Annotated in this window: 23 protein-coding genes; 10 read left to right on the top strand and 13 right to left on the bottom strand. The window is 72.7% G+C overall.

The genetic code is table 11. The features are described 5' to 3' along the window. Positions 1-269 precede the first annotated feature (269 nt). Positions 270-992, bottom strand: coding sequence for a 2OG-Fe dioxygenase family protein (locus ACZ4Z5_RS05925; RefSeq protein WP_468257187.1), 723 nt, complete (start codon positions 990-992; stop codon positions 270-272). 39 nt (positions 993-1,031) lie between these two features. Next, entirely contained in the window at positions 1,032-1,298 is a 267-nt protein-coding gene (locus ACZ4Z5_RS05920; RefSeq protein ID WP_468257183.1) for a DUF4235 domain-containing protein, read from the bottom strand. A 635-nt stretch (positions 1,299-1,933) separates the two neighbouring features. Here ACZ4Z5_RS05920 and ACZ4Z5_RS05915 point away from each other — a divergent pair. After that, on the top strand, positions 1,934-3,466 hold the full coding sequence (locus ACZ4Z5_RS05915) for an MFS transporter (protein ID WP_468257181.1): 1,533 nt from the start codon (positions 1,934-1,936) through the stop codon (positions 3,464-3,466). Between the two features lie 434 nt (positions 3,467-3,900). On the opposite strand, the gene ACZ4Z5_RS05910 is transcribed toward ACZ4Z5_RS05915, so the two are convergent. From ACZ4Z5_RS05910 to ACZ4Z5_RS05900, 3 genes are all read right to left on the bottom strand, one after another. Then, positions 3,901-4,947 carry an iron-containing redox enzyme family protein gene (locus tag ACZ4Z5_RS05910; protein ID WP_468257178.1) on the bottom strand — a complete coding sequence of 349 codons (1,047 nt, stop codon included), beginning with the start codon at positions 4,945-4,947 and terminating at the stop codon, positions 3,901-3,903. Beyond that, positions 4,944-5,060 carry a CDGSH iron-sulfur domain-containing protein gene (locus tag ACZ4Z5_RS05905; RefSeq protein ID WP_468257694.1) on the bottom strand — a complete coding sequence of 39 codons (117 nt, stop codon included), beginning with the start codon at positions 5,058-5,060 and terminating at the stop codon, positions 4,944-4,946. The genes ACZ4Z5_RS05910 and ACZ4Z5_RS05905 overlap by 4 nt, the downstream gene beginning before the upstream one ends. A 100-nt stretch (positions 5,061-5,160) precedes the next feature. Continuing rightward, positions 5,161-5,820, bottom strand: a complete 660-nt coding sequence (locus tag ACZ4Z5_RS05900; protein WP_468257175.1) for a HemK2/MTQ2 family protein methyltransferase — start codon at positions 5,818-5,820, stop codon at positions 5,161-5,163. A 182-nt stretch (positions 5,821-6,002) separates the two neighbouring features. On the opposite strand from ACZ4Z5_RS05900, the gene ACZ4Z5_RS05895 reads away from it, so the two are divergent. Further along, a complete protein-coding gene (locus ACZ4Z5_RS05895; RefSeq protein ID WP_468257173.1) occupies positions 6,003-6,185 on the top strand; it encodes a hypothetical protein in 183 nt (60 codons plus the stop codon). 578 nt (positions 6,186-6,763) lie between these two features. On the opposite strand, the gene ACZ4Z5_RS05890 is transcribed toward ACZ4Z5_RS05895, so the two are convergent. The 4 genes from ACZ4Z5_RS05890 to ACZ4Z5_RS05875 form a co-directional block, all read right to left on the bottom strand. Beyond that, the gene (locus ACZ4Z5_RS05890) at positions 6,764-7,660 is read right to left on the bottom strand and encodes a hypothetical protein (protein WP_468257171.1); all 897 of its coding nucleotides are present in this window, start codon (positions 7,658-7,660) and stop codon (positions 6,764-6,766) included. A 400-nt stretch (positions 7,661-8,060) separates the two neighbouring features. Then, on the bottom strand, positions 8,061-8,624 hold the full coding sequence (locus tag ACZ4Z5_RS05885; RefSeq protein ID WP_468257168.1) for a DoxX family protein: 564 nt from the start codon (positions 8,622-8,624) through the stop codon (positions 8,061-8,063). Between the two features lie 204 nt (positions 8,625-8,828). Further along, on the bottom strand, positions 8,829-9,755 hold the full coding sequence (locus ACZ4Z5_RS05880) for an NADP-dependent oxidoreductase (protein ID WP_468257166.1): 927 nt from the start codon (positions 9,753-9,755) through the stop codon (positions 8,829-8,831). Positions 9,756-9,842: 87 nt separating this feature from the next. Next, positions 9,843-11,369 (bottom strand): MFS transporter, encoded by a 1,527-nt coding sequence (locus ACZ4Z5_RS05875; RefSeq protein WP_468257164.1) that lies wholly within the window; start codon positions 11,367-11,369, stop codon positions 9,843-9,845. 165 nt (positions 11,370-11,534) lie between these two features. Here ACZ4Z5_RS05875 and ACZ4Z5_RS05870 point away from each other — a divergent pair, with 165 nt between their 5' ends. Beyond that, complete coding sequence (locus ACZ4Z5_RS05870; protein ID WP_468257161.1) at positions 11,535-11,954, top strand: MarR family winged helix-turn-helix transcriptional regulator; 420 nt, start codon at positions 11,535-11,537, stop codon at positions 11,952-11,954. A 146-nt stretch (positions 11,955-12,100) separates the two neighbouring features. On the opposite strand, the gene ACZ4Z5_RS05865 is transcribed toward ACZ4Z5_RS05870, so the two are convergent. Then, positions 12,101-13,033, bottom strand: a complete 933-nt coding sequence (locus ACZ4Z5_RS05865; protein WP_468257159.1) for a LysR family transcriptional regulator — start codon at positions 13,031-13,033, stop codon at positions 12,101-12,103. 71 nt (positions 13,034-13,104) lie between these two features. Continuing rightward, a complete protein-coding gene (locus ACZ4Z5_RS05860; RefSeq protein WP_468257156.1) occupies positions 13,105-13,671 on the bottom strand; it encodes a PadR family transcriptional regulator in 567 nt (188 codons plus the stop codon). A 139-nt stretch (positions 13,672-13,810) separates the two neighbouring features. Between ACZ4Z5_RS05860 and ACZ4Z5_RS05855 the strand changes: the two genes are divergently transcribed. The 4 genes from ACZ4Z5_RS05855 (at position 13,811) to ACZ4Z5_RS05840 (ending at position 17,060) form a co-directional block, all read left to right on the top strand. Continuing rightward, complete coding sequence (locus ACZ4Z5_RS05855; protein ID WP_468257153.1) at positions 13,811-14,239, top strand: nuclear transport factor 2 family protein; 429 nt, start codon at positions 13,811-13,813, stop codon at positions 14,237-14,239. A gap of 323 nt (positions 14,240-14,562) precedes the next feature. After that, the gene (locus ACZ4Z5_RS05850; protein WP_468257150.1) at positions 14,563-15,489 is read left to right on the top strand and encodes a GerMN domain-containing protein; all 927 of its coding nucleotides are present in this window, start codon (positions 14,563-14,565) and stop codon (positions 15,487-15,489) included. A gap of 261 nt (positions 15,490-15,750) precedes the next feature. Then, positions 15,751-15,876 (top strand): hypothetical protein, encoded by a 126-nt coding sequence (locus tag ACZ4Z5_RS05845; RefSeq protein ID WP_468257147.1) that lies wholly within the window; start codon positions 15,751-15,753, stop codon positions 15,874-15,876. A gap of 221 nt (positions 15,877-16,097) precedes the next feature. Then, positions 16,098-17,060, top strand: coding sequence for a ribonuclease BN (locus ACZ4Z5_RS05840; RefSeq protein WP_468257145.1), 963 nt, complete (start codon positions 16,098-16,100; stop codon positions 17,058-17,060). Here the strand turns inward: ACZ4Z5_RS05840 and ACZ4Z5_RS05835 are convergent. Beyond that, positions 17,036-17,467, bottom strand: coding sequence for a protein-tyrosine phosphatase family protein (locus ACZ4Z5_RS05835; RefSeq protein ID WP_468257142.1), 432 nt, complete (start codon positions 17,465-17,467; stop codon positions 17,036-17,038). The two genes, ACZ4Z5_RS05840 and ACZ4Z5_RS05835, sit on opposite strands and share 25 nt — an antisense overlap. A gap of 280 nt (positions 17,468-17,747) precedes the next feature. On the opposite strand from ACZ4Z5_RS05835, the gene ACZ4Z5_RS05830 reads away from it, so the two are divergent. Further along, positions 17,748-18,284, top strand: a complete 537-nt coding sequence (locus ACZ4Z5_RS05830) for a DM13 domain-containing protein (protein WP_468257140.1) — start codon at positions 17,748-17,750, stop codon at positions 18,282-18,284. Positions 18,285-18,611: 327 nt separating this feature from the next. Here the strand turns inward: ACZ4Z5_RS05830 and ACZ4Z5_RS05825 are convergent, their stop codons facing one another. Continuing rightward, a complete protein-coding gene (locus ACZ4Z5_RS05825) occupies positions 18,612-20,519 on the bottom strand; it encodes a sensor histidine kinase (RefSeq protein WP_468257137.1) in 1,908 nt (635 codons plus the stop codon). 284 nt (positions 20,520-20,803) lie between these two features. Between ACZ4Z5_RS05825 and ACZ4Z5_RS05820 the strand changes: the two genes are divergently transcribed. Together ACZ4Z5_RS05820 and ACZ4Z5_RS05815 are read left to right on the top strand one after the other, a co-directional pair. After that, on the top strand, positions 20,804-22,195 hold the full coding sequence (locus ACZ4Z5_RS05820) for an SWIM zinc finger family protein (RefSeq protein WP_468257134.1): 1,392 nt from the start codon (positions 20,804-20,806) through the stop codon (positions 22,193-22,195). Then, positions 22,192-24,876: a DUF7824 domain-containing protein gene (locus ACZ4Z5_RS05815; RefSeq protein WP_468257132.1), complete on the top strand. Its 2,685-nt coding sequence runs from the start codon at positions 22,192-22,194 to the stop codon at positions 24,874-24,876. Before ACZ4Z5_RS05820 ends, ACZ4Z5_RS05815 begins: the two co-directional genes overlap by 4 nt. Positions 24,877-24,920 lie beyond the last annotated feature (44 nt).

Here is a 24,920-nt window from a genome sequence, read left to right as displayed (position 1 = left end):
TCCCCCCCCCCCCCCCCCCCCCCCCCCCCCCCCCCCCCCCCCCGCTCCCCCCTCCCCCCCCCCCCCCCCCCCCCCCAACACCGGCACGACGGCACAGGACCTGCGACAGCCCGTCCAACGGATGCAGCGCCGGACCCTGAACAACAGTCCTTGCACCAGGGCGCGTTTCCGGTTGTGATCAATCCTCGTCCGTCGGACGGGCTCCGCGTGACGCGCCCCGCCCGACGGCTTCGGCACCAAGAGCGCATATGGCCCCTGCCGGGACGAGGTCAGGTGGGCATGAAGGTGGTCACCAGTACGTCCCGGTGGGCCGGCCGCGCGGGGTCGACGGGCCGGATCGGGGACACCTCATGCCGGGTGCACCGGTCGTCGCCGAGCAGCAGCGTCCCCGGCTCGCTCAGCATGGTCGTCAGCACTTCACGCCCGTCCGGGCCGACCACCGAGCTCTCGCCGCCGGTGGCGTTGCGCCGGCCGACCAACAGGGACGACACCAGCGTGACGCCGTCCCGGTGCAGCCCCTCCGGGGTCGGGCTGCCCTGGCTGCCGGCGGTGGCGACGACGCGGAAGGGGTGCACCTTGGCGCTCCAGACGGGCGTGTCCCCGTCCAGCGCCGTCGCCATCCTGCCCAGCAGCTCCAGCAGCCCGCGCAGCACCGGATCGGCCTCGAAAGTGGGGGCCAGCGGATCGAAGTGGCGTTCCACGGCCACGTACAGGGGGTTGCTGTCCCCCGGCTGGACGAACGGTCGGGTCGGCAATGGGGCGATCGTCCCGCCGTCCGGGACGTACCGGAACTCCCCGTAACGGCGCAGCCGCCGGGTGCCGTGCTCGGCGGCGTACGTGTCCGGGGACAGCTCCTCCCAGTGCGTGGCGAAGCGCGTCCAGGCGGCCTCGTCAGCATGGACGCAGCGCCTGACCTCGTCGCCCCGCATAAGGCAGACGCCTACCGCGGCCAGCGCGTGTTCGGCGGCCTTCGCCGGGTCGTACATCGTCATGCCCACTCCTGCGTCGTCATGGCCACCCCCACGTCCGGCTCATCCGGGCCAGGTCCCGGTGACCCGACGGGCCGCCGCGGCACCGCCACGGTCGACCGCCGCCTTCACCACGCCGAAGATCGCGCCCTGGACGGCCGAGGCGATCAGCACCTCGCGCCAGCTGCGGTCCTCGTCGGTGGCCCGGGGCGCCTTCGCCTCGTGCGCCAGCAGCTTCCAGGTCTGCTTGAAAACGGCTCCGGCGAGCAGGCCGCCGCATGCCCCCAGGGCCAGGCCCACCGGCTTGTAGGCGATCTTCGACCACTTCATCGGACGCGCTCACCCTCTTCTCGCCGGGTCCGCGCGGGTGTGCCGCGCACGACGCAACCACCCTTCAATCCCCACCCTAGGCGCCCGCCCGGGCGGCGGCCCGGCAGCCAGGTCAAGGGCAGCTGCACGTGCCGTCGGCGGCGCAGTCGGTCGTGGTCAGCGGCAGCTCGCCGGCTCCGCCGGCCCGGCCGTACGGAAGCTCCACCAGCGCCGAGTCCGTCACAAGATCCCGCCGCCCAAGACAAAGGCCCGCCGGAGGGCGCCGCTGCGGCCGGGCGGCCGTCGGCGTACGCGACGCTGAAGCGGAGACCTTGCGGACCGCCCTCATCGTGGTTCTTCCAGAGGAGCCCCTCGGTGAGACGCGGGCGCAGTTCGCGCAGGACCGGCAGGACGTCCCGATTCAGGCAGGGGTCATCGGGTGCCCGGGGAGACGATCTTCATACCTCACTTCAGGCGGCGGAACGGGTGTGGTCGCGTCCCTCGGCCCGGTCGCGTCCCCTGACCGCCGAGTCACGCCGTGCCTTGGTCCCGTGGCCGTTCCTCTCGCGCGTCGGCACAGAAATGCCCGGCGAGGCGCGGTGCCCCGGCTACCGTCGATCGGCATACGACATACGGGGTCTACGGGAGGTAGGGCAGTGCCGACGGCCTCACGGAACGGCTCGACGGCCCTGCCCATCATTCTCGGACTCTCTATCGCCTTCACCGTCTCGGTCGTCGATCCGCTGGTGCTCAGCCTCAATCTGCCGCAGGTGAGCCAGGCCCTCCACGTCCCGGCGCAGGTCGTCGGAGTGCTCAGTGGGGCGGCAACGCTGGTGGTGGCCGCCGCTGTTCTCGCCGCGGGCAGTCTCGGGGACGCCTTCGGACTAAAGCGGTTGCTGATGCTGGGACTGGTCGTCGTCACGGTCGCGAACCTGCTCTCCGCGCTGTCCCCGGGCTACGGCTTCCTGCTGGCGATGCGTTTCCTGGACGGACTGGGACTCACCGCGCTTGTGGGAATGTCACTGGCCCTGCTGAAGGTCTCGGTGCCGCCGAAGAAACGGCCGGCAGCCATCGGTGTCTTCATGGCCGTGGAGATGCTCCTGTGCGGGGTGACACCCGCCTTTACGGGCTGGGTGATCGCGACGACGGGCTGGCGGTCGCTGTTTCTGGTGGCCCCACTGCTGTCCGTGGTCGCGTTCTGGCTGACGGCCCGGTACGTCCCCGAGCCCCCCGTCCAGCAGCGCCGCCGGCTCGATGTCGTGGGCGTGGTCCTGGTCGGTGCGGCCCTTCTGTGCCTGGTCATCGGCGTCTCCGCCGCGCAGAACGGCATCACCCGCCCCCAGACCTGGCTGCCGCTGCTGGGCAGTGCGGTCACCGGGCTGCTGTTCATCCTCCATGAACGCCGTACGACCGAGCCGGTGCTGGACCTGGCGTTGTTCCGCAGCCCGGCGTTCAACGTGGCCCTTGCCGCGGCCCTCGTGCTCAATTTCCTTGCTGCCGGATTCAGCTTCACCCTCGGGCAGTTCGGCGGTGTTGTGCTGTCCCTGCCCCCGGAGACCATCGGCCTGCTGTATCTGCCCGGCACACTGCTGGTCGCCGGTGCCGTGGTCCTGGCCGGGCGCATGGTCGGGAAGTACACGCCACGGCCGGTGATGATGACGGGTTTGTCGGTGCTGGCCGCGAGCGGACTGCTGTTGACGGGCACCGCCGCCCCGGAAATGGCGCTGTGGTGGCTCGTGCTGGCCACGTGGCTGTGCAACCTGGGGTCGCTGGTCACGTCCGCCTCGGCCGCCGAGGCGATCCTTGCCCACGCACCGCCCGGACGTTCCGGCACGGTCGCGTCGCTGCAGCCGGCCGTCGGGATGACCGGCTACGCCTTCGGGCCCACCGTCTACCTCCTGCTCCTCAACTTCTTCTTCCACCAGCAGTGGCTGGCGGACGCCGAGTCGCGCGGGCTGTCGGTGACCCGGGCCGAGGAGGCCGTGGACGCCGTGCGCAGCGCAATGGCGCACAGCCCGGGCGCCGTCGGATACGACCCCAATCTGCTTCGGCTGGCCGCCGGGCTGAACCTTCCACTGGACTTCACGACGGGCCTCCGGCTCACCATGCTGACCGTGAGCATCCTGCCGCTCCTCGTCGCGGTGGCGGCCCAGCTGCTGATGCCCCGCCGCAAGGACGTCCCGGCGTAGCGCCTGCTCGCACGGCGGCGGCGTCGACGTGCCGATTGCCCAAGGTCGTCGGATCGTGGGAACAACCGGTTCCGGCCCCAAGCGCCTTGCTGCATCGGTTGCGCCACCAGTGACGACGACCAGCCCTCCACCTTCGGTGACCGGGCCCCCTGCTGGGCCTCCTCGCCTCCGGTGTCGACATCGCCTCCTCCGTCCCCGGCAACCCCCTGCTGCGTCCTGGGCGGCACCTCCATGGCCGCCTCCGGACGTCGCCGGAGCCCTCACCGTGCTGCGCCAGGCATGCCCGGCCACAGCATCGCCTCCCTGGCCTCGAAGCTGCCGATCGAAGTTCCACGCCGCCAGTGCGCCGCCATCCGGGGGAACGGCGCACTCCGCGGTCGGCTCGGCGACATGGTCGGGTCCTGCGAACCCGTTGCCGGCTGTTGGCAGCCGGGTCAACCCAGAGGTGGTCGACCCGGTCCCCGCTGCGAGGGGGTGAGGGGTCGGCGCAGGGCACTACGGCCTGCTGTCCAGGCAGTCAGCACATGGTCGGCGAGGCGGTTCTCCAACAGTACGGTCGCATCGCAGCCGAAGGCGAGCTGGGACTCCAGCGCGGGTTCGTCCGTGAGCAGGCCGGTGATGACCTCTTGCCGTACGACCTGTTCGTGGACTGCGTCCGCAGTGACGTGCTCGGCGTAGAAGCGTATGGCCGCGGGACCGGCGCCGCAGACTCGAAGGGCATTCACCATGCGCTTCGAACCAGGTGAGGAGGTGACCTCGACGCAGGCGAAGTGGCCGACCAGGGCGCCGCGCCAGGCCCGGTGCAGACCGAAGAGGGACATCAGGTTGACCGTGGCGAGGGCTTCGGCGGGGGTGTGCGCCAGATAGTGGCCGTAGGTGGCGTCCAACCCCAGGTCGGCCATCAGGTCGGCGAAGAGCCGGGCGTGGATCGCGGCCGGGTGACCGGCCCCGAATTCGTCGTATTCGACAGCGACGAACGCGGCCTTGGCCCGGCCGGTGAGCCGGGGGATCACCCAGGCGTGCGGGTCGGCTTCCTTGAGGTGGTACAGCGAGCGCATCGCGGCGTACTCGCGGGCCTGCGCCAGGCTTCCGGTACGGGCCAGATGGGCACTGATGCTGCCTGCCTGGTCGGAGGGCTCGATCAGCAGCGGGTCCAGGGCGTCTGCGACGGTCCGCGGCCCAGGCAGGGCCTGGCCGAGAGCGGACAGGAAACGCTGTTCGAGTGCGGCGCGGACACGCAGCAGTTCAGGGTCCCATTCGCGGTCGTCAGGAACGCCGGGCAGGCCGCGGTAGTGCAGTTCGTAGAGGAGGTAGAGGGCGAGGTGGAGGTCCTCTGCCCATGGGTTCGTCGCAGGGTCGGCCGCCGCGGCGGCGAGGCCGGGCGGCGGCGAGGTGCCGTCGCGCAGGGCCCCGGTGAGGGCCGCGGACAGCGGACCGCGGTGGTCGTGCCAGGGGATGCCGCGGCTCGGTGCGGCGGTCATCGGCGTCCCTTGATGCGGTGGCTGGTGTCGCACCACGGGTAGTCGCGACTGCGTCGACAGGTGCACACGGCGACCATGAACCGGTCGCAGTGCCTAACCGCGCCGTCGGGCATGACGACGGCGACGGGGCCCTCGATCAGTACGGGGCCCTGGGGGTCGACAAGGACCCGGCGTGGCCGTGGGGCGGCCGGTCCGGTTACGGGGGGTGAGGGGTCAGGCGCGGGGTCGGGCATGTTCGGCACGGATCACCACCAGCTTCTCCCGGGTCTCGGACGCCGAGGCCAGTCCCTCTTGGTGGAGCCAGCATCGGCGGGAGGACAGCACCGGGCCCCACGGGATGTCGGCGCGCACCGTCACGCGTGCGGACAGCCCCTGTCGCCGGAGCAGGGCCACGGTGGTCGCGGCTCCGCACAGGCCCGAGTGGACCAGCAGCAGAACGCCGCCCGGCCGCAGCAACGCCGCAGCGCGGGCGCACAGCCGGTCGATGACCCTCCGGCCGTCGCGACCGGCGTCCCAGGCAAGGGCGGCTCCGCGGGTCGGCCCCCCCGGGGCGGGGACGTACGGCGGATTGCAGACGACGAGGTCGAAACGACGGCCGCGGGCACACGTCCCGATGTCCCCCCGTTCGACCCGCAACGGCAGTCGGCTGCGTCGTGCGTTGAGCCAGGCGGTCAGTACGGCCGGCCAGTAGACGTCGACGGCGGTGACGCGCGCGCCTCGGCGGGCGGCCGCCAAGGCGAGGACACCGCTTCCGGTGCCGACGTCCAGCACTTCGCTCCCCTGCGCGATCTGCTCGGCGGCGAGCGCGGCGGCCAGCAGCCGGGTATCGGCCTGTGGCCGGTACACGCCGGGCAGAAGCATGAAAGGGGACATGTGGCTGCGAATACCCCCCGAAGCCTGCCGATATGCGTACTATTTCGTGTGGTATGCCCGGTTGGCGACGGGCAGTCCCTGCACACCGGCGACGCCCGCCGATGCCTACCGAGCGGCGGTCCTACGGCCGGTCCGCGGGCCGTTCGGCCTCGTGGCCGACCCGGTGCCGGTACACCGCCCCCGTGGCGCGCCTGCTGAGCGCCCATACGGTCCCGCTGCCCGCCGGTGCGGCACTGGCAGCGGCCTGGCGGATACACCTTGCGCCGGCCGCGCCCGGTCCGTTGGACGCCGTGCTGAGACTGCCGCTGCCGGACGCGGGCCGAGCCCGGTCGGAGCTCGGCCGGACGCCGGCGCTCGACGCGTGACGGGTGGACATCGAGTGCTTGTTCGAGGGTCAGTCCCGCAGCGTTCCGGTCGCCCATGGCCCGGTGGACCTCTCGGCGGTGCACGAGGGCTTCCGCCTCCTTGAAGCGGTGGCCCAGGGCACTGTGGAGTTCCAGGCTTCGTCGGCGGCACGCGAAGGCCTCGGAGTGCTCCCCGAGCTGTTGGTAGGCGCAACCGAGAGTGGCCAGGGTGCCCGCCCGCCCGCGCAGGTCGTCGAGTTCCCTCTGGATGGCCATGGCTTGGTTGCAGGGGCCACGGCCGCTCGGGGGTCGCCTTGCTGCACGTGGTCCCATGCCACGGCGTTCAGGGCGCGTGTCGGCCCGGCCCGATGCCGTGCCGTCGCCTGACAGAGTACGACCGCTGGGCGGCACGCGGGGAGGACTCAGGGGTGTCTTACGGATCACCTTGCGGCCGCGGAGCAGCCCCGGTGGCCATCCCCCGGGAAGCCTGCGAGAGGAGCGGGACGTGCACGTGTGCCGTGCCCGGCGGTCACCGGGCACGGCACACGCTGTTCGTCAGGACTCCGACCGGCCGTCAGGAACGGACCGGATCAGGAGCCTCACCTGCCCCTGTGGGTGTTCTTCGGGGCGTTCTTCGGAGCGGCGCTGAGGGCCTTCTCCGCCTTGAACTGCTGGACGACTACCGGCTGGTCGACCAGGGCGACCCAGGGCTCGTCCCAGACGAAGGTCGATCCCTCCACGTCACCGTGCGTCTCGAACACGAGGCCCGAGACGGTGAGGACCTTGGCGTAGGCGTGGTTGCCCTGCGACGTGATGGACACGGCACACGGGTCGTCCGGGTACTCGCCGCCGTTGGTGTCGATGCGCTGCCATTCGTAGTCGCCTTCCGCGGCACCCCAGTCGCCGTCGATGGGGTTGTCGTCGTGTTCGCGCCTGCCGACCCAGTACTCCCCGTTCGCCTTCAGGACGGCGCTGAACTCCTCGCTGGCGCTCGGAGCGTAGGAGTCGATGTCGACGCACGCGCCGGCGCCGGTGGCACCAGTCGCGCCCGTGGCACCCGTGGCACCCGTCGCACCCGTCGCACCCGTCGCACCCGTGGCACCCGTGGCACCCGGCGTACCGGCCCCACCGGTCGCACCGGTCGCACCGGTCGCACCGGTCGCACCCGTCGCACCCGTCGGACCCCGGTCACCCGTCGGACCCTTGTCGCCGGTGGGGCCCTTGTCGCCGGTCTTGCCCTTGTCGCCGGTCTTGCCCTTGCAGTCCCGGTCGTACTCCACCATGAAGTCGGGGAGAACCCTGCTCTTGCACTTGTCGGCCAGCACGCTCGCCAGCTCGGTGTCGGTCGGCGTCTGGGGGCTGGCCGCCGCCACCAGCGCGGGGCTGCTGAGGCCCAGCATCACGAGGGCCAACGACGACATCAAACCGCCGGTGAGCCATCTGTTCCGCTGCGGACGCGGGCCCAGACCGGACGGCGTCCTGCTCTCACGACTCATGAAGTGCTCTACTTTCTTCGAGATGTCGAAACTCGAAAAGTCGGTGTCCCCCGGCTCTTCGGGCACGGCCGCCGCGTCATGCCGCCCGCATGCCGAAAGCGGCGAGGGCGGCGAGGGCGGCCGCACCCGGCTGAGCGGCCGGGCCTGCCTTCGGCATCATTCGGTCGCGTGATGCGATGAACGCGACAGGCGCGCGGAGGAATCAACACTTCGGCCGAGTGCGAGTGCGCCGACAGGGCTATGCCGGTGAGAGCACGTTTCGGCGCCGGAACAGGCGCACGGATCGACGGTCCGGCCTGTGCTCGCCGTCAGGCGAAAGGGGGCGGCTCATGCGTCGCAGCAGTCGTGGCAAAGCGCCGGGCGTTGCCCCGTCGACGCGTACGCCGGACCGTTCGGGCCGTCAGTCCTCGTCGTCCCACAGCCCGGTGATGTCCGCCGCGGACTCCTCCCGTTCCCGTCTCGCAAGCCTGGCCGCCCTCCGGCTGACCACCGCGGCCGCGGCGAGCGCACTCGCCGCGAAGGCGAGGGCGATGGTCGCCGGACGGTCGAACCGGTACCCGGTGACGTGGTCGAGCGAGAACCTCCCCGCGCCGGCGAGACCCAGGCTCGCGGCCGTGAGGCCGAGGAACGCGGGGTACTCGAAGCCGCCGCCCTGGGCGAAGAACCCGGCCGGCGCGTGCACCGCCACCGCGCCCGCCATGGCACCCGCCGCCGCGGCGCCGGCGACGGGCGTGGCCAGTCCCAGGGCCAGCAGGGCGCCCCCGCCGGCCTCGCCGAGCCCGGAGGCGACGGCACTAGGCTTCCCCGGGCTGTAGCCCATGGCCTCCATCGCCTCGGCGGTTCCCTCGACTCCGCCGCCGCCGAACCACCCGAAGAGCTTCTGGGTGCCGTGAGCCGCCAGCACGGCGCCGGTACCGACGCGCAGGACGAGCAGACCGAGATCGCGGCGGTCGATGTGTCCCATGGGTGATCTCCCGAAGCCAAGGAATGCGTATGTGTCCACTCTGGGCACAAAACGACCCGGAACGGTCCTGATGCTGGTCCGTCCGGGTCGCTTCACGTCCAGGCGTCCTGTCGCACCGCCCGGGCGCCGAGCCGGGCCCGGGACCCAGGGCCCCGAGCCCCTGCCGGCCGCCCGCCCGGCGACGTCGGCCGGGCTGACGCGCATTCAGCCGACCGTGACGACGATCTTCCCGCGGGTGTGGCCCTCCTGACTGAGCCGCTGGGCCCCGGCGGTCTCCTCCAGCGGGAAGACCGCGGCGACGTCGACCCTCAGCAGCCCCTCGTCGGCGAGGTCGGCGAGCCGGGTGAGGTCGGCCGTGTCGGGGCGGACGAAGACATAGGTGCCGCCGAGGGTGACGACCGTGCCGTCCGCGACCGAGGCGAGCCGGCCGCCGGGGGCGAGGAGGGACGGCGAGAGCCGGAGCGCCTCACCCCCGACGAGGTCCAGGACGGCGTCCACACCGTCCGGGGCGAGTGCCGTGACGCGCTCGGCGAGACCTTCGCCGTAGGTGACGGGTTCCGCGCCGAGTGCGCGGAGGAAGTCGTGGTTGCGCGGGCTCGCCGTGCCGATCACCCGCACGCCCAGTGCGCGGGCGATCTGGACGGCGAGAGATCCGACACCACCGGCCGCGGCATGCACCAGCAGGGTGTCGCCCTCTGCGAGCTTCAGGTGCCGGGTGAGCGCCTGATAGGCGGTCAGGCCGGCCAGCGGCAGACCGGCGGCCTGTTCGAAGCCCAGCGCGGCGGGCTTGCGGGCCAGAGTGCGTACGGGCGCGGCGACGTACTCGGCGAAGGTGCCGCGGGAGACGAAGTCCTCGCGGACGTACCCCATGACCTCGTCGCCGGGCGCGTACTCGGTGACGCCGACGCCGACCTTCTCGACCACTCCGGCGACGTCCCAGCCCGGGATGACGGGGAAGACGGCGTCGAGGACCGAGTCGAGGTAGCCGGCCTGGATCTTCCAGTCGACCGGATTGACGGAGGCGGCCCTGACACGGACCAGGACGCTGTCGGCGCCGAGCTTGGGCTCCGGGACCTCGGTGTACTCGAGGACCTCGGGGCCTCCGTAGGTGCGGTAGGTGATGGCCTTCATGGTGGGTCTTCTCCTGTGGGGGCGATGGTGGGTCGCCTGTACGGGGGCGTGCGAGCGGGGGTGGGCGGACGGCGGCGAGGGCCGTGTTCAGACGGCGGCGGGTTCAGGTGCGATACGTACCCCGGCCGGCTCGGAAGGCCCGGCCTCCCCGGGGCGTCCGGCGGCGGCCTCGCCCCTGCGGGCGGAGGGGCCGCGGGTCGCCAGTCCGACGAGGGCGACCCCGACGACGAGGGCGAACGCGGTACCGGCGAGCGCGAAGCTGAGGGTGAACTGGCTCTCGGCGGGCAGTGCGGGTGCACCGGCCGGGAGGTTCCCCAGGGTCCTGGAGGCGAGCAGGGAGGTGACGACCGCGCTCGCGATCGCACTGCCGACGGAACGGGAGATGGAGTTGATGCCGTTGGCGATGCCTGTCTGGTGGTGGGGTACCCCTGCGACGATCAGGGCGGGCATGGCGGCGTAGCCGAAGCTGACGGCCACGCCGATGACCATGCCGGCGAGGATCACCGAGGCGGTGGTGCCGTGGGCGAGGGTGAGCCAGGCGAAGCCGGTCGCGCCGAGCGAGGCACCGGCGGCGAGGGTGGCCCGCGCCCCGGCCCGGCGGACGAGGGCACCACCGAGCTGGGCGGCCACGAGGGAGGCGAGCGCGGAGGGCAGCAGATAGGCGACCGAGGCGCGCAGGACCGAGGCTCCAAAGCCGTAGCCGGCGATGTCGTCGGGTATCTGGACGAGGTACGAGACACCGATGAACTGCGCGAACATCGCGAAACCGAGCAGCAGTCCGGCGACGTTGGTCCACAGCACCGGCCGGTGCACGAACATCTTCATGTCGACCATGGGTTCCCGGACCGTGCGCTCGACGACGACCCAGACCACCGTCATCAGCACGGCACCGGCGAACAGCGCGAGGGTGCGGCCCGAGGTCCAGCCCCAGGAGTGGCCCTGCGAGACGGGGAGCAGGAACAGGACGAGCAGAGCGGCGAGGGAGGCCGCGCCGAGCCAGTCGGTGCGCCCGCCGGTCCTGGTGCGGGACGCGGGTACGACGGCGACGACGGCGGCCAGGGCGACGACCGCGAGTGCGGCGGCCAGCCAGAAGACCCGGTGGTAGTCGGGTGCGGCGCCCTGTGTGAGGAGGCCGGCGCCGACCAGGGCCAGGCCGCTGCCGAAGGCCAGCGTTCCGCTGACCAGGGCCATGGCTCCGGGCAGGCGCTCGGGGGCGATCTCCTCCCGGAGGACGGAGAGCGCGAGCGGGAAGATCGCGGTGGCGGCGCCCTGCATGACCCGGGCGACCAGCAGCAGCGCCATGGAGTCGGTGGTCGCCGCGAGCACGGATCCGGCGACCATCAGGACCAGCACGGCCACCAGGGTCGGCTTCTTGCCGTGCTGGTCGCCGAAGCGGCCGAGGAGCGGGGTGAAGACCGCCGCCGAGAGTAGCGTCGCGGTGGTGACCCAGCTGACCTCGGTGGCGGAGGCGCCGAGGTCGTTCTGGATGATGCCCAGGATGGGCACGACCAGGGTCTGCATCATCGACACCACCATGGCGGCGAGGCCGAGGACCAGGACGAGGGCGGGGCCGCCGGTGCGGCGCTCGGGCGCGGCGTGGAGGGAGGACGTCACGGGGTTCTTTCGGTCGGGCTGCCGACGGCGGCCGGTGCGTGGAGTCCGGCGATGTTCGACATCGCCGATGATTGAAGTGATCTATGCTTGAACAGCTCAAGCAATAGCTATGAAGGTAGACATCAAACGTTGAGGAAGTCAAGTTTTCCGCGGTACTCTCTCGGCATGCCGGATACACCCACCAAGGCCCAGCTCATGGAGCTGCTCGCCCACTCGCTCAGTACGCACTACGCCGATTTCACCGCCGCGGCGGCCGATTCCGGCCTCACGTCCAGCCAGGCCAAGACCCTCACGGTGCTGCGCCGCGCGCCCGCGTCAATGCGTGCCCTCGCCGACACCCTGGCGTGCGACGCATCGAACATGACCGGGATCATCGACCGGCTGGAGAAGCGCGAGCTGGTCCGCCGTGAGGTCAGCCCCACCGACCGTCGCGTCAAGAACGTCGTCCTCACAGAGGACGGTGCGGGCGCGATCGACGCCATCCGCGCCCGGATGGAACGCACCCAGACCGGACTGGACAGCCTCTCCGACGCCGAACGCGCGGAGCTGTTCCGGCTGCTGAGCACGGTCTTCCCCGCGCACTGACCCGGCCCGCCGCGTCGGTGACGCCGGGGCCGCCGTATCGCGCACCCGGAGACCGGACCACCGGCCGGGCGGGCGGGGGCATCCGGATGGGCAGTCGGCCGTCGGCCGGTGGCCCACACCGCACCAATGCCGGGGCGTGGGGCGTCTCACCAGGCGCGGGCCGCCTGCACCAGGCGGTCACGGACCCGCAGCAGGTGCGGGTGGTCGGCGCCCGGCCGCTGCGCCAGGTACGCGGTGTTGATCGGCGGATCGTCCGGCTCCAGCAGCAGTATGAGCGCGCCGGAGGCGAGTTCGTCCAGGCAGAGGTAGCGCGGGAGCACGGTGAGCCCCGCTCCTGCGACGACCGCCGAGAGCACCCCGCGCAGATCGGGTACGACGACGGCGGCCCGCGCGGTGAGCCGCTGCCCGAAGACGTGCCGCCAGTAGCGGCGGGCGATGGGCAGGTCCTCCGCATACGTCACGAGGGGCACACCGCGCAGCGCCGCGGCGCCTGCTGCGGCGACCCGCCCGGGGCCGATCCGATCGGCCCAGACGGGCGCCGCGACCAGCACGAACTCCTCGTCCATCAGCGGCACAGCGGTCAGTGTCCGGCCGCGCGGACGGACGGTCGAGATCACCAGGTCGTGCCGGCCGGCGCGCAGACCGTCGAGCAGTTCGTCGGTGAGTCCGGTGGTGATCCGCAGCCGCACACCCTGCTCGACCAGGGGCGCGAGGGCCGGCAGCACCCGTACACACAGCACCTCGGCCGGTCCCGCCAGCCGTACGGGTTCGGCCTCCGAGGCCTCCGGGTCACGGCCGCGCCCGGTGACGGCCTCCAGCGCGTCGAGCGGGCCCGCGACCTCCGCGGCCAGTTCGTCCGCGACAGCCGTCGCCGCGACCCCGCCCGGCAGCCGCTCGAACAGCTCGCGCCCGAGCCTGGTCTCCAGCGTCCGGATCTGCGTGGTGACGGTCGGCTGGGAAAGCCCGAGCAGCCGAGCGGCGGCGGTGAACGATCCGGCCCGGTGCACCGCCAGGAACGTCCTGAGCAACGACAGCTCGACCGGTCCCGTACCGGCCCCGCCACGCACTCCGTCATCCATGCCGCGGATCGTACGAAATACACGGTCCGGCGCCGCTCGACACGGGGCCGGCAGACCGGGAGCCGTCGGGCTCATGCCCGGGCGTCTCCGTACCGCGCTTCCAGGACGTCGACGACCCGCAGGCACCACGCCCGGTGCTCCCGCTCGAAGCCGAGGCCGCGCAGGCAGGTCAGATACGGGCCGACACGCTCGCCGCGGCGGAGGAAAACCTCCTCGGCGAGGCCCCCGCGCAGCTTCCGCAGGATCTTCTCGAAGACCTCGGCCTTGGCGGCGGCGACCTCGGCCCGCTCGCGGAGCTGCTTGACGACGGCCTCGGCGTCGATCCGGTCCACGGCTTGGACCTTGACGAGCAGATCGTCGCGGATGAAGGACGGTTTGACCGCGACGGCCGCGAAATGCTCCAGTTCGGCCAGACCCGCCTCGGTGACCCGGAACACCCGTTTGTTCGGCCTGTTCTCCTGCACGACCTGCCGCCCGGTGACCAGCCCTTCGCGTTCCAGCCTGGTCAGTTCGGCGTAGAGCTGCTGCGGCTGCGCGTGCCAGAAGTTGGCGACGCCGGTGTCGAAGGCCTTCGCCAACTGGTAGCCGCTGTACTCGCCGTCGAGCAACGCCGCCAGCACCGCGTGCCGCAGGGCCATCGCGCGACCTCTTTCCCTCGTCCCCTCTTGCCCCTTCACCGGCCCCCCTTGTACCGGCGCCCGTCAACCTTCATCATAGCCAGAATTCTGATTAGGTAGAATTCTGAGTAGTCAGATTCATGACTATGGAGGTGGAGCCATGTCGACCGCCGATCTGTTCCGGGATGCCGTGGAGCGGCGCGACCACGCCGCGATGGAGGCCCTGTTCCGTGAGGACGTGCGCTTCTTCAGCCCGGTGAAGTTCACGCCGTTCGAGGGCAGGCCGATGGTGCTGGGGCTGTTGGGCGTGCTGCTCCGCACCTTCGAGGACTTCCGGTACGTCGGCGAGCTCACCGGTACGGCCGCCACCGCCGGATGCGACACGGCGGACTCCGCGATCCTGGTCTTCCGCACCCGGGTGGCCGGCAAGGAGATCCACGGCATCGACCTGCTCCAGTTCGACGAGCAGGGGCTCATCGAGGAGTTCACGGTGATGGTCCGTCCGCAGTCCGCGGTGGTCGCCCTCGGCGAGGCCGTGTACGCGGGGCTGATCGCCGACGGTCTCGTACCGGCGCCCGCCGACCAGTGAGTCCACCGGGCCCTGTGGGCCGCTGAGTCCACCGAACCCCGCCGACCAGTGAGTCGACCGAGTCCCGCGGGCCACTGAGTCCGCCAGGTCCCGCGGGCCACCGGGTCCGCCGGGCCCCGGGGACCGCCGACTCCGCCGGCCCGGGGTGCCGAGGCCACAGGCCCGGCGCCCCGGTGCGGAGGCCATAGGAGTGCCGGGCGCGACCGATGCCGGAATCGGCCTCCGGAGTCCTGAAACCGACGGTGCCCGGTCCGGCGTCTCAGCGGATGTCCCGATCCACGCGCGATCCCTGTGCGATCCACGCTCGAACCCCGGGAGACCCCATGAATCTGACCCGCCGGACATGGGCGACCGCCTGCGCCGGCCTCCTCCTCGCGGCGATACCCACGACGACCGTCGCGAGCGCCACCACCCTCTCCCCCGCGCCCGCTCACGCGGGGACAAGCGCACCGGCGATTCCCACGCTGGTCGCGGTCCGTGCCTCCCACCACTCCGGCTTCGACCGGATCGTCTTCGAGTTCAGCGGCCCCGTACCGGCCGAGCGGAGCGTGCGGTACGTGCCGCAGGTGATCTCCGACGGCTCGGGGCAGCCCGTCCGTATCGTCGGCAACGCGCTCCTCCAGGTCCGCTTCTCGCCCGCGACCGGACACGACGACGCCGGACGTCCCACCTGGGGGCCGCGGCGCGGTACGTTCGCGCTGCCCCAGGTGATCCAGGTCGCCAACGCGGGCGATTTCGAAGGCGTCCTGAACTTCGGCGTCGGGCTCACCGAGCGGCAGCCGTTCCGGGTGTCCACGCTCGGTTCGCCGAGCCGTGTGGTGATCGACGTCGACTCGCCCTTCCGTACCGTCACCGTCAGGAACCACTTCCTCGACAGCCACCGCTTCGAGAGCGGGCACTCCCCGTACACCCGCGCCGTCAACCGCCCGGTGAAGTCACCGGCACTGGCCGCCGGTGCCCTGCAGCGCCTGTTCGCCGGGCCCACCCAGGCCGAGTACGACGCCGGTCTGCGGTTCGTCAACTCGCGGGCCACCGGCTTCAGGAACCTTTCGATCCGGGACGGAGTGGCCCGGGTGACCCTCACCGGGGGCTGCCGCAGCGGTGGTTCGACGTTCACCGTCGCCGACGAGATCGTCCCCACGCTCAAGCAGTTCAGCGGAGTGAACTGGGTGAAGATCTACGACCCGTCCGGCCGCACCGAGCGTCCCAGCGGACGCACCGACTCGATCCCCGCCTGCCTGGAACCCTGACCCCGGCACCCATGAAGGAGGCCGCACCGGCGACGGAGCCGGTGCGGCCTCCCGTGCGTCCACAGGTGACACGCGCCGAGCACTACCGCCACCGCACCGAGACCGAGGGCGCGACGGCCCATCGGGCTGACGCAGCTCTGGAGCGACGAGCACGCCCGGGCCGACCTCCGTCTCGCCCAGTGGATCGCCCACCGCACCACGCCCGGCGCGCAGGACGTCGCCGATCTCAACCATCTCGCCCACGGCCTGGCCCACGCGGGCATGACCGACCAGGTCGGCGAGATCTTCCCTCTGCTCGACAACCGCGCCACGCTGATGCCCTGGTCCTACCCGGGGGACCCGGAGACCGGATTCGTCCACTGGCGGGACCGCGCGGCCCGGTCCTGAGCCCTCCCTGGGCCGGGCCTGAGCCCTCCCTCCGCCGGGCCCGGATGGACTCCGGCCGGGAGCGGGTGCACTGTCGTTCCATGAGGGGCCGCGGAACGCCGACCGGTCGTCGCACCGGACAGCCGCGCACGCACGGAGCACGTACGCCGCTCGTCCGCCGGACGACGATAACGCTGGGCCAGAAGCGGAGGGCGGCCGCGCAGCGCTTCGAGGAGAGCGAGATGAGCAGGCTGTGGAGCCGGCTCACGGCGGTCGACTTCTTCGGCAACTCTTTCCAGCTGGCCGCCCTCGCGATCCTGTGCTTCTTCCCCTTCCTCATCGTGGTCAGCTCCGCGGCCGGCCAGAACGCGGCGGCGCTGCTGGCGGGCTGGCTGGGTCTCGACCAGGAGGCGGCGCAGGCGGTGGCGACCCTCTTCAATCCGGGGGCGGGCGTCGGCAAGCTGACCGTGGCAAGCGCCTTCCTGCTGGTCCTGGGAGCGATGGCCATCGCCGGGGTCCTGCAACAGTGGTACCGCAGGGTGTTCGAAGTGCCCGAACGCGGATGGCGAGGCGTCGTCGCCCAACTGTGCTGGCTCGCGGTGCTGCTCGCCTACGGCGCGGTGCAGACCGCGACCGGGAGGGCGCTCGCCAGCGCCGGCGGGCCGGTGCACCAGGGCCTGGTCGGGCTGGTGCTGGCGACGCTCTTCTGGTGGTGGAGCATGAACGTGCTGCTCGTGGGCGCGGTGGGATGGCGGGCGCTGTTCCCCTCGGCGCTGGCCACCGGGGTGTGCTGGGTGGGTCTGGGGGCGTTCTCGGCGCGGTTCTTCTCCGACGCCATCGTGGCGGGGCAGCAGAACTACGGCCCGATCGGCGTCGTCATGATCATCCTGTCCTGGCTGGTGGGGGTCGGTGTGGTGATCCACCTCGGATCGGTCGTCGGCAGGCTGTACGTCGAACGGCGCGCCGCCGCCCGTTCGGCTGCCGCGACCGGGTCCGGCAGCAGGGCGGGGTCCCGGTCCGGGGCCAAGCCCGGGTCCGGGGCCAAGCCCGGGTCCGGGGCCAAGCCCGGGTCCGGGGCCAAGTCCGGGTCAGGGGCCGGGTCCGGGTCAGGGGCCAAGTCCGGGTCAGGGGCCGGGTCCGGGTCAGGGGCCGGGTCGGGGTCAGAGTCGGGCCGGCGCGATCAGCGGGCGAAGCGGCGCACATAGCGCCTCTGCCACGGGGTCTCCACGGCGCGGCGGTCGTAGTGCCGGCGGACGAACTCCACCGCCCGGTCCGCGGGCACCCCGTCGAGCACGGCGAGGCAGGCCAGAGCCGTGCCGGTGCGGCCGCGGCCGCCGCCGCAGGCGATCTCGACGCGTTCGCCGGCCGCCCTGGCCCAGGCCTCGGCCATCGTCTCGCGGGCCTGCTCGGCGTCGGCCGGGAGACGGAAGTCCGGCCAGCGCAGCCACCTCATCTCCCAGGAGACCTCGGGCGGCCGCCTGCCGAGCAGATACACCCCGAAGCCGGGTGGCGGGCCGGCCACGAGAGGCCTCCGCAGTCCCCGGCCCCGGACGAGACGCCCTGAGGGAAGCCGGAGGACACCGGCATCGGTCGCGGTCCAGGTCTCGGTCACCCTGCCACGGTACGCGGGCCGATGGCCGGCGCGGGGCCTTCGGTCCGGACGTACGGCGCCCGGACGTACGGCGGTCGGGACGCGACGGCGGTCCGGACATTACGGCGGTCCGGACGTACGGCGGTTGGGACATACGGCGCGTGCGTCATGGACGGCGTAAGGATTCCGTCATCGTTCCCGGCCTCCACGACGGCCGTCACGGAGGTTGAATGCCCTGGTGACCGACACGAAGAAGGATTGCGGGGACGGGACTGTGCGGAAGCGGTGGAGCAGGCCACTGATGACGGCGGCGCTTGTGGTGGCCGTGGCGGCGGCCGGTGCGGGACTGTACTGGTTCCAGCCGTGGAAGCTGTGGCAGGACCGCACGGTCCGCGAGGAAGTCCCGGCGGTGGCGGGGTCCCCCGCGGCCGGCGCCCCGGCGCCCGATGCGGCGTCGCCCCGGCCGGACGGCGGTCCGCGCACCCTGAGCACCGGCAGCCTGATCAGCCACGAGCACCGCACCACCGGCACGGTACGGCTGCTCCGGCTGCCCGACGGCTCGCACACCCTCCGGCTGGAGGGTCTCGAGACCAGCGACGGCCCCGACGTCCACGTCTGGCTCACGGACGCTCCCGTCAAGGAGGGTGTCGCGGGCTGGCGGGTCTTCGACGACGGACGGTACGTCGACCTCGGCAAGCTCAAGGGCAACAAGGGCGACCAGAACTACACCCTGCCGCCCGGCACGGACCCGGCCGCGTTCACCAGCGTGAGCCTGTGGTGCGACCGCTTCGACGTGTCGTTCGGAGCAGCCGCCCTGAAGCGGCCGGAAACCGCCTGAGTCCCTGCCGTGCGGGTGGGTCCGCTGCGCCACGGCCCGGGCCGGCGCCGTCCGGTCGGGCACTCCGCTGCCCGGCGTCGGCGACCGCCGACGGTTCCGGGGCGAGGTCCCGGGGCCGACGGACCTGTACGCGTGCCCGCTTGCGCGGATCGCGGGTCCGGACACCCTCGGCCTCTCCTCGCATCAGGTCGGACCGACCCGGGTCGCCCGGGGCCGTGGACGGCAGGGCGGAGCGTCGCCCGATCACCGGGCCTGCGTGGGCCGCCCGGCAACGCAGCGACGTGCGGTGCCGGGCGAGCCGGGGCCCGGGTGGTCCGGAAGAACGCCCTAGTGTGCCGTACCGGGTGCCACGGGCTGCTGGTCGGTGGTGGACGCGGCCGCGACAGGGGCGAGCAGCCGCGACGGCAGCGCCACGTAAGCAGTGGTGCCGGGCCCGTCGTTCGGCCGCAGCTCCACGAACGCGCCCAGCCGCGCGGCGAGCCGGCCGACGACGTAGTGCCCGAGGAAGCCGGTCGGCGCGACGAGGAACGTCTCCTCGCCGGCCAGCCGGGCGTTGGCGTGGGCCAGGCCCTCGGCCGTCATCCCGGTGCCGCGGTCCACCACGGCGAGGCAGTACTCGTCGGAATCCTGCCAGCCGTACACCTCGACCGGCAGGTTCGCCGGGGAGTGGACCAGCGCGTTCTCGATCAGTTCGGCGAGCAGGTGGGCGAGGTCGGCGACGGCGTGGCCGCGGATGCGGCAGGCTTCGACGTCGGGTATCGCGACCCGCCGGTACTGCTCCACCTCCGACACCGCGGACTGCACCGCCTCGAGCGCGGTGACCGTCCCCGACCAGGCTCTCGGGGGGTCCTGTTCGCCGACCAGGACCAGCAGCGACTCGGCGTTGCGGCGCATGCGGGTGGCGAGGTGGTCGAGCTCGAAGAGCTCACCGAGCGCGTCCGGGTCGATCTCCTGGCTCTCGAGCGTGGTGATCAGACCCAGTTGACGGCGGAGCAGGTTCTGGTTCCTGCGTCCGAGGTTGGCGAGGGACTCCGAGGTGTTGCGGCGCAGGGCGGCCTGCTCCACGGCGAGTCCCACAGCCGTGCGCTCCACGTTGTGCAGGGCGGCGGCGAGCCGGACGATCTCCTGGGCACTGCTGTGGCCCCCCGGTCCGTACGGCAGGGGCAGGGGCGGGGGCCGCCCGGTGCCGTCTGGATCGGCCTCCTGGATGCTTCGCACCGCCTCCCGCAGCCGGGTTCCCGCCACCTCGTCCGCCTCGTCGGCGAGGGCTCCGAGCGGCCGGGTGATGGAACGGGCGGACAGCAGCGCGAGGGCGGCCGCGACCACGACGATGAGGACGCCCAGGCCGATGAACCCCAGGAGCTGCCCGGTCGCGTCGTCGCTGAGTCGTCCGGCCCGGGCCTGTACGTCCGCACCGACGCGCTTCTGCACCGAGTAGAGGTCGTCGACGAGCACCGTCATGGACGTCCACCACTGTGCCGGGTCGACATCCAGTCGTGAACCGTCCGGGGCTGCCGCGGCGCGCTTCTCCAGGTCGAGGGCGCGCCGGGCCTCCCCGGTTTCGAACGCCTGCTTGAGGGCCTTCCGTTGAGCGGGGGTCGCCGACCGCTCGTACTGGCGCAGGGCGGCTGTGCGGGCGGCCCGCACCTCGGTGAAGTCCAGGTACTCGTCCCCGCGGAAACGTCCGGCCGCGAAGACGCCGTTGAGGGAGCCGCGTTCCAGCGCCACGGACTCGGTGGCGTCGGCGAGCGCCTGCAGCGTGCCCGTCCCGTCGGTCAGGGCCCGGTCGCCCCGGACCGCTCCGGCGGTGTCGGCGGACTGGGCGCGCACCAAGGCGGCGATCACCGTCGTGTAGAAGTCGAACGTCTCGGCGCGACGCGCCTGGCCCGTGTCGACCTCCGAGCGCACGACGGCCAGTCGGGCGAGCCGGTCGTCGGCCGTTTCCACGGCGGACTCGGTGTCGGCGTCGTCCTCGGAGAGCACCGCCGCGAGTGCGTCCCGAGCGGTGTCGGAACGCTTCCGCTGCGCGGCGAGATCGTCCCGGTACTGGTCGGCACCGCCCAACAGGCCGTTGGTCAGTCCTCGTTCGCGTTGCAACTCGTGGACGAGTGCCTGGACACCGAGGACCACGTCGATCCTGTCACGGGTCTCGCCGGCCGCGGCCCAGTCGGTACCCCGGTCCACGACCGCGAGACCGGTGAGCACCAGCAGGAGGCAGGTCGGTACGGCGAGCACGACGGTTACGCGCCCGCGGATGGTGCGCCAGCCGGGAATCAGGAGGGCCGGGCGCCGGGGAAGCGTCGGTAAGCTGAATGGGGTCGGTTCTGTGGACTTGGCATGCCGCTTCTCGGTCACGGACGCGACGTTAGGGACGTCTCGTCAGCACACCATTTCCCCTTCGTAAGAGACGAGTTGCACACGGCTCACGGAAGACGACCCCTGTCCCACGCGGGGCGTGACCGTTCAGCGGCGGCCGGGGGCGCAGGGCGTTGTCAGTGGTGGGCCCTAATGTTCCGGCCATGACGCGATCCGTACAGGCGTACGCCTACCTTCGTTCGTCGGCCGTGGAGCACACGGCGTCCGGCGCACTGCTCGGTCTGGAGACCAGTGGTGGACTGACGCCTGCGGGTCCGGCCGCCAACCCGGCATTCTTCAAGGGGTTCCTGACCTCTCCTCAGGCCGCGGCGGCAGGCCTGCTCGCCGTCGCCGACGTGGCGGCCGCCCGCTACTACCAGCGGCTGCTCCCCCGTTCACTCGATCCGGTGGTGACCGGCAACGGCGACCGGCTCCGGTTCGAGTCGTTCTCCGCCTGCTGCGGGGTGTACGCGCGGCTGGACGTGCTGACGGACGGTCTGGACGGCGACGACATCGGCCACGGCACCACCAATGTGGACGTCAACAACCCGCTGCGGGAGGCACTGTCCCGGATCGGCACCGGCGACCCGCTGCACATGAGGGTGGGGCCGGACGAGCTGGCCGTGACCACGCTCGACGGGCCGGTCGTGGAGAAGAAGGTGCCGCTGCCGGAGCGCTGGCTGCGGGGGTTCGCCGAGACCCAGGTGATCGTGTCCGGATTCGACCTGCGTGCCGAGCTGCCCGCCGCGGAGGCCGTCCGCTTCCTGCGCTCACTGCCGCGCGGCACGTCCCGTGGTACGCCGGGCGCCCAGTGGGTGGTGCCGGCGGGCCGGGCGCTGCGGCCCACCACCCGGCCGGTGCCGGGCGCGGTGTGCCTGCCCGGACCGGAGCGGCTGGCCGCCCTGCAGCGGGTGCTGCGGTACGCCACCGCGCTCCGTGTCTACGGGCCCGCGGTGACTGCGGGCAGCGCACCGACGTCGAGTGCCTGGGAGATCGTCCTGCCGGGGATGCGGCTGACGCTGACGCTGTCCCCCGACGCCTCCCGGGGCTTCTCCGGTGAGGGGGCCGTGCTGGAGGCGCTGGCCACCGACGAGGCCGCCGAGGACGCCGAACTGCTGTCGGTGCTGCTGGCCTGGGAGCCGCGCATCGACCCGGCGGACCTCGCCGTCGGCGCCGGTCTGACCGCCGAGCGCACGCGCGCCGCGCTGACCCGGCTCGGCACCGCGGGCCGGGTCGGCTACGACACCGCCGAGGCGGCCTACTTCCACCGCGAACTGCCCTACGATGCGGAGCGCGCCGAGAGGAACAATCCCCGGCTCCGTGCCGCCCGCGCGCTGCTGGGCTCCGGCGCGGTCACCCTTGACGCGGCGTCCGGTACGGCGACCGTCGCCTCCGACGACCACGTCCACCGGGTCCGCGAATCCGCGGGGGTGCTGAGCTGCACCTGCCCGTGGTGGGCGGAGTACCGGGGCGGGCGCGGGCCGTGCAAGCACGCCCTGGCCGTTCGGATGGCCCGCCGCGGCGCGGTCGGGACGGTCGCCGGAGGCGTGCGATGACGGGACACGACGTGCTGCTGACGGCCGTACGCACAGGGCGGCTCGACGACGTGCCAGGCATCCTCCGCGGGATGACGGATGCCGAGATGCGGGCGGCGCTGCCCGAGTTGAAAACCGTCCGCAAGGAGTTCGCGGCGGCATCGTGGACCGATCGGGTGCCCGAGCGGATGAAGGCGCTGTGGGCCGCCGGTGCCGCATGCCAGTCCGGGGCCGCGGCGACGGCGCAGTGGATCGCGGCGCGTGACTTCCGGTGGCTGGGCGGCCGCCGTGATCCGGTGCCGGTGCTGCTCGACGCGATCGGCGGCCGGCCGCCGGAGTGGACCGCCGATGTCGCGCAGCGCCTGGCCGACCGGTCGGCGTCGGTGGCGGACCAGTACCCGCTGATAGCCGAGCTGGTGCGGCGGTCCGGGCTCCGCATCCGGCCGACGGAAGGGTTCGTGTGGTCCTGGATGAACCAGGCGATCAGGCCCATGGGCGGCCATTGGCCCGGCGGCGAGCGACTGGCCGCGGTGCTGCGGGACGACCCGTTCCTGCCGTGGATGCTGCCCCATCTGTTCGAAACGGACGGCGTCGGATCGCTCCTGGGCCAGAAGGTGTGGCTGGGAGAGGACCGGCCCGACTCCACCACGTTCGTGGAGGCCCTCGGCCTCCTCGCCGCCGAGGGGTTCGTGGACCGGCGGATCCTGATCGAGGGCTCGGTGTCCAGGCTGCTGCGCGGCGGCCGCCCGGGCGAGCTGCGGGGCTTCCTCGTACTGCTGGACCGGCTGCGGCCCACGCTGGAGGAGCTGCGTTCCCGTACCGACGACTGGGTGCGGCTGGCGTGCGACGCGCCCTCGCCGGTGCCGACCCGGGCCATGGCGGTGCTGCGGAAGCTGTCGGACGACCGTCTGCTGAGCGGCTCGCAGCTGGAGGAGTGCGCGCGGGGCGTGCTGTTCCGCCCGGAGAAGTCCCTCGTCACGTCGATGCTGACGCTCTTGGACCGGGAGATGCGGCGGGACGCCGGCCGGGCGGAGGCCCTGCTGCCGCTGCTCGGTGACGCCTTCGGGCACCCCTCGGCCGCGATACAGGAGAAGGCCCTGGAGCTGGCGGCGCGATACGCGGACGGCCGTGTCACGGACACGGCGCGCGCGGCGCTGGCCGACGCGGCGGTCGTCCTGGTGCCGGTCCTCCGCCCGCGGGCCTGCGAGGTGTTCGGCCTGCCCGTGCCGGAGGACGAGGTCCCGCCGTACGAGGAGGCGCTGCCGGCCGTCCGTGACATCCCCCGGCTCGCACCGCCCCTCGGGAGCGCGGCGGAAGTGGCCGAGGAGGTCGGTGTCGCCCTGCACGGCCGGCAACAGCTGCAGGATTCACCCCGGTTCGAACGGACACTGGACGGACTGGTCCGGTTCGCCCACCTGGACCGGGCGGGGCTGGCCGAGGCTCTGCGCCCCGTCGTGCAGGCCCATGCCTGGACGGGGCGCCCCGACTGGTACGAGTATCTGCCGGACGGTCCGGCCCCGGTCGTCGCGGCCGTGCTCGGCACCGCGCGGCTGACCGCCCTCGACGAGGCACAGGAGCCCACCGGTTACGGCTGCCCGCACATCCCCCTCTCGGGTGTGCCGAGGGCCCGCCTGCGCGAGGCCGCGCGGCGCATCGTCGCCGGGCACACGGTGCCGTTCCTGCTGGCCACGCCCACATGGGAGTCGGGCGTTCTGGAACCGCTCGACCTGGTGTCCCGGCTCGCGGAGTACCGGCGGCTGGATGTCCGTGTCGGTCCCGTCGACTTCGACCAGGCCCTGCTGCGGGTGCGTCCCGACGAGTCCGCGGCCCCGGCGGCGGAGGCCCTCGGCACCGAGGAGGGGCGGCGGCTGGCGCGATGGCTGCGCTCGGGCGGGCTGCCGCAGAACCGCGGCGTGCACACCCTGGAGCCGACCAGGACCGTGACCGAACGCGGCTGGTCCTACCCGCGCACCGTGCCGGCCCGGGTCGACGTCGCGATGCCGGGGTTCCCGCAGCTGGAGGACGGCTTCTCCGAACCCTTCCGGCGCCTCGGTCGTCCCTACGCCCAGGGCACGCACCGCTGCTGGCACCAGGCCACCGAGGGACAGCACTGGCTCGCGGTCCTCCCGGGGCTGCGGGACGAGGTCGCGGCGCGGATGGTGGGGGTGATCGCAGCGGGCGCGGAGGACGCCGTCCCGTACGCGGCCCCGTTCCTCTCCGCCCTCGCCGAGGCGGAAGGCCCCGCCGGGGCGGTCGTCCACCTCGCCGTGGCCTGCGGTCTGGGCAACCGTCGCGCCGAGGACCGGCTGGCCGCCGTCGACGCCTTCCTGGTCCTCGCCGCCCGCGGCGATCTCGACCCGGCCCTGCTGGGCCGCGAGACGGCCGGGCTGGTGGCGCTCGGACTGCTCAAGCCCAACCGTCTGGCGGACGCCCTCGGCAGCGCCGCCCGCACCGGCGCCCGGCAGACGGTCGGCATCGTTCTCACGGCCGCACTCCCAGCCGTCCTGGCCGCCACCGGGAACGAGACCCCGGTCCCCCGTGGACTGGCCGACCTGCTGACGGTCGCGGCGGAGTGCGCGGAGGAGTCCCGCACCGGCACCCCGATCCCGGCGGTCGAAGCGCTTGCGGACCGCCGGGGCTCCTCCCAGTTCCTCAAGGCGGCACGCCGCCTGAGGGACGCCTGGCCGAAGACGACGGCCTGACGTCCACTCATGCCGCCGTCGGGCCAGGAGGGTCACTGCCGAGG

The organism is Streptomyces sp. NPDC030222 (assembly GCF_055573115.1).
The sequence above is the reverse complement of the archived record's forward strand: the minus strand, read 5'-3'. Positions and strand labels throughout refer to the sequence as shown.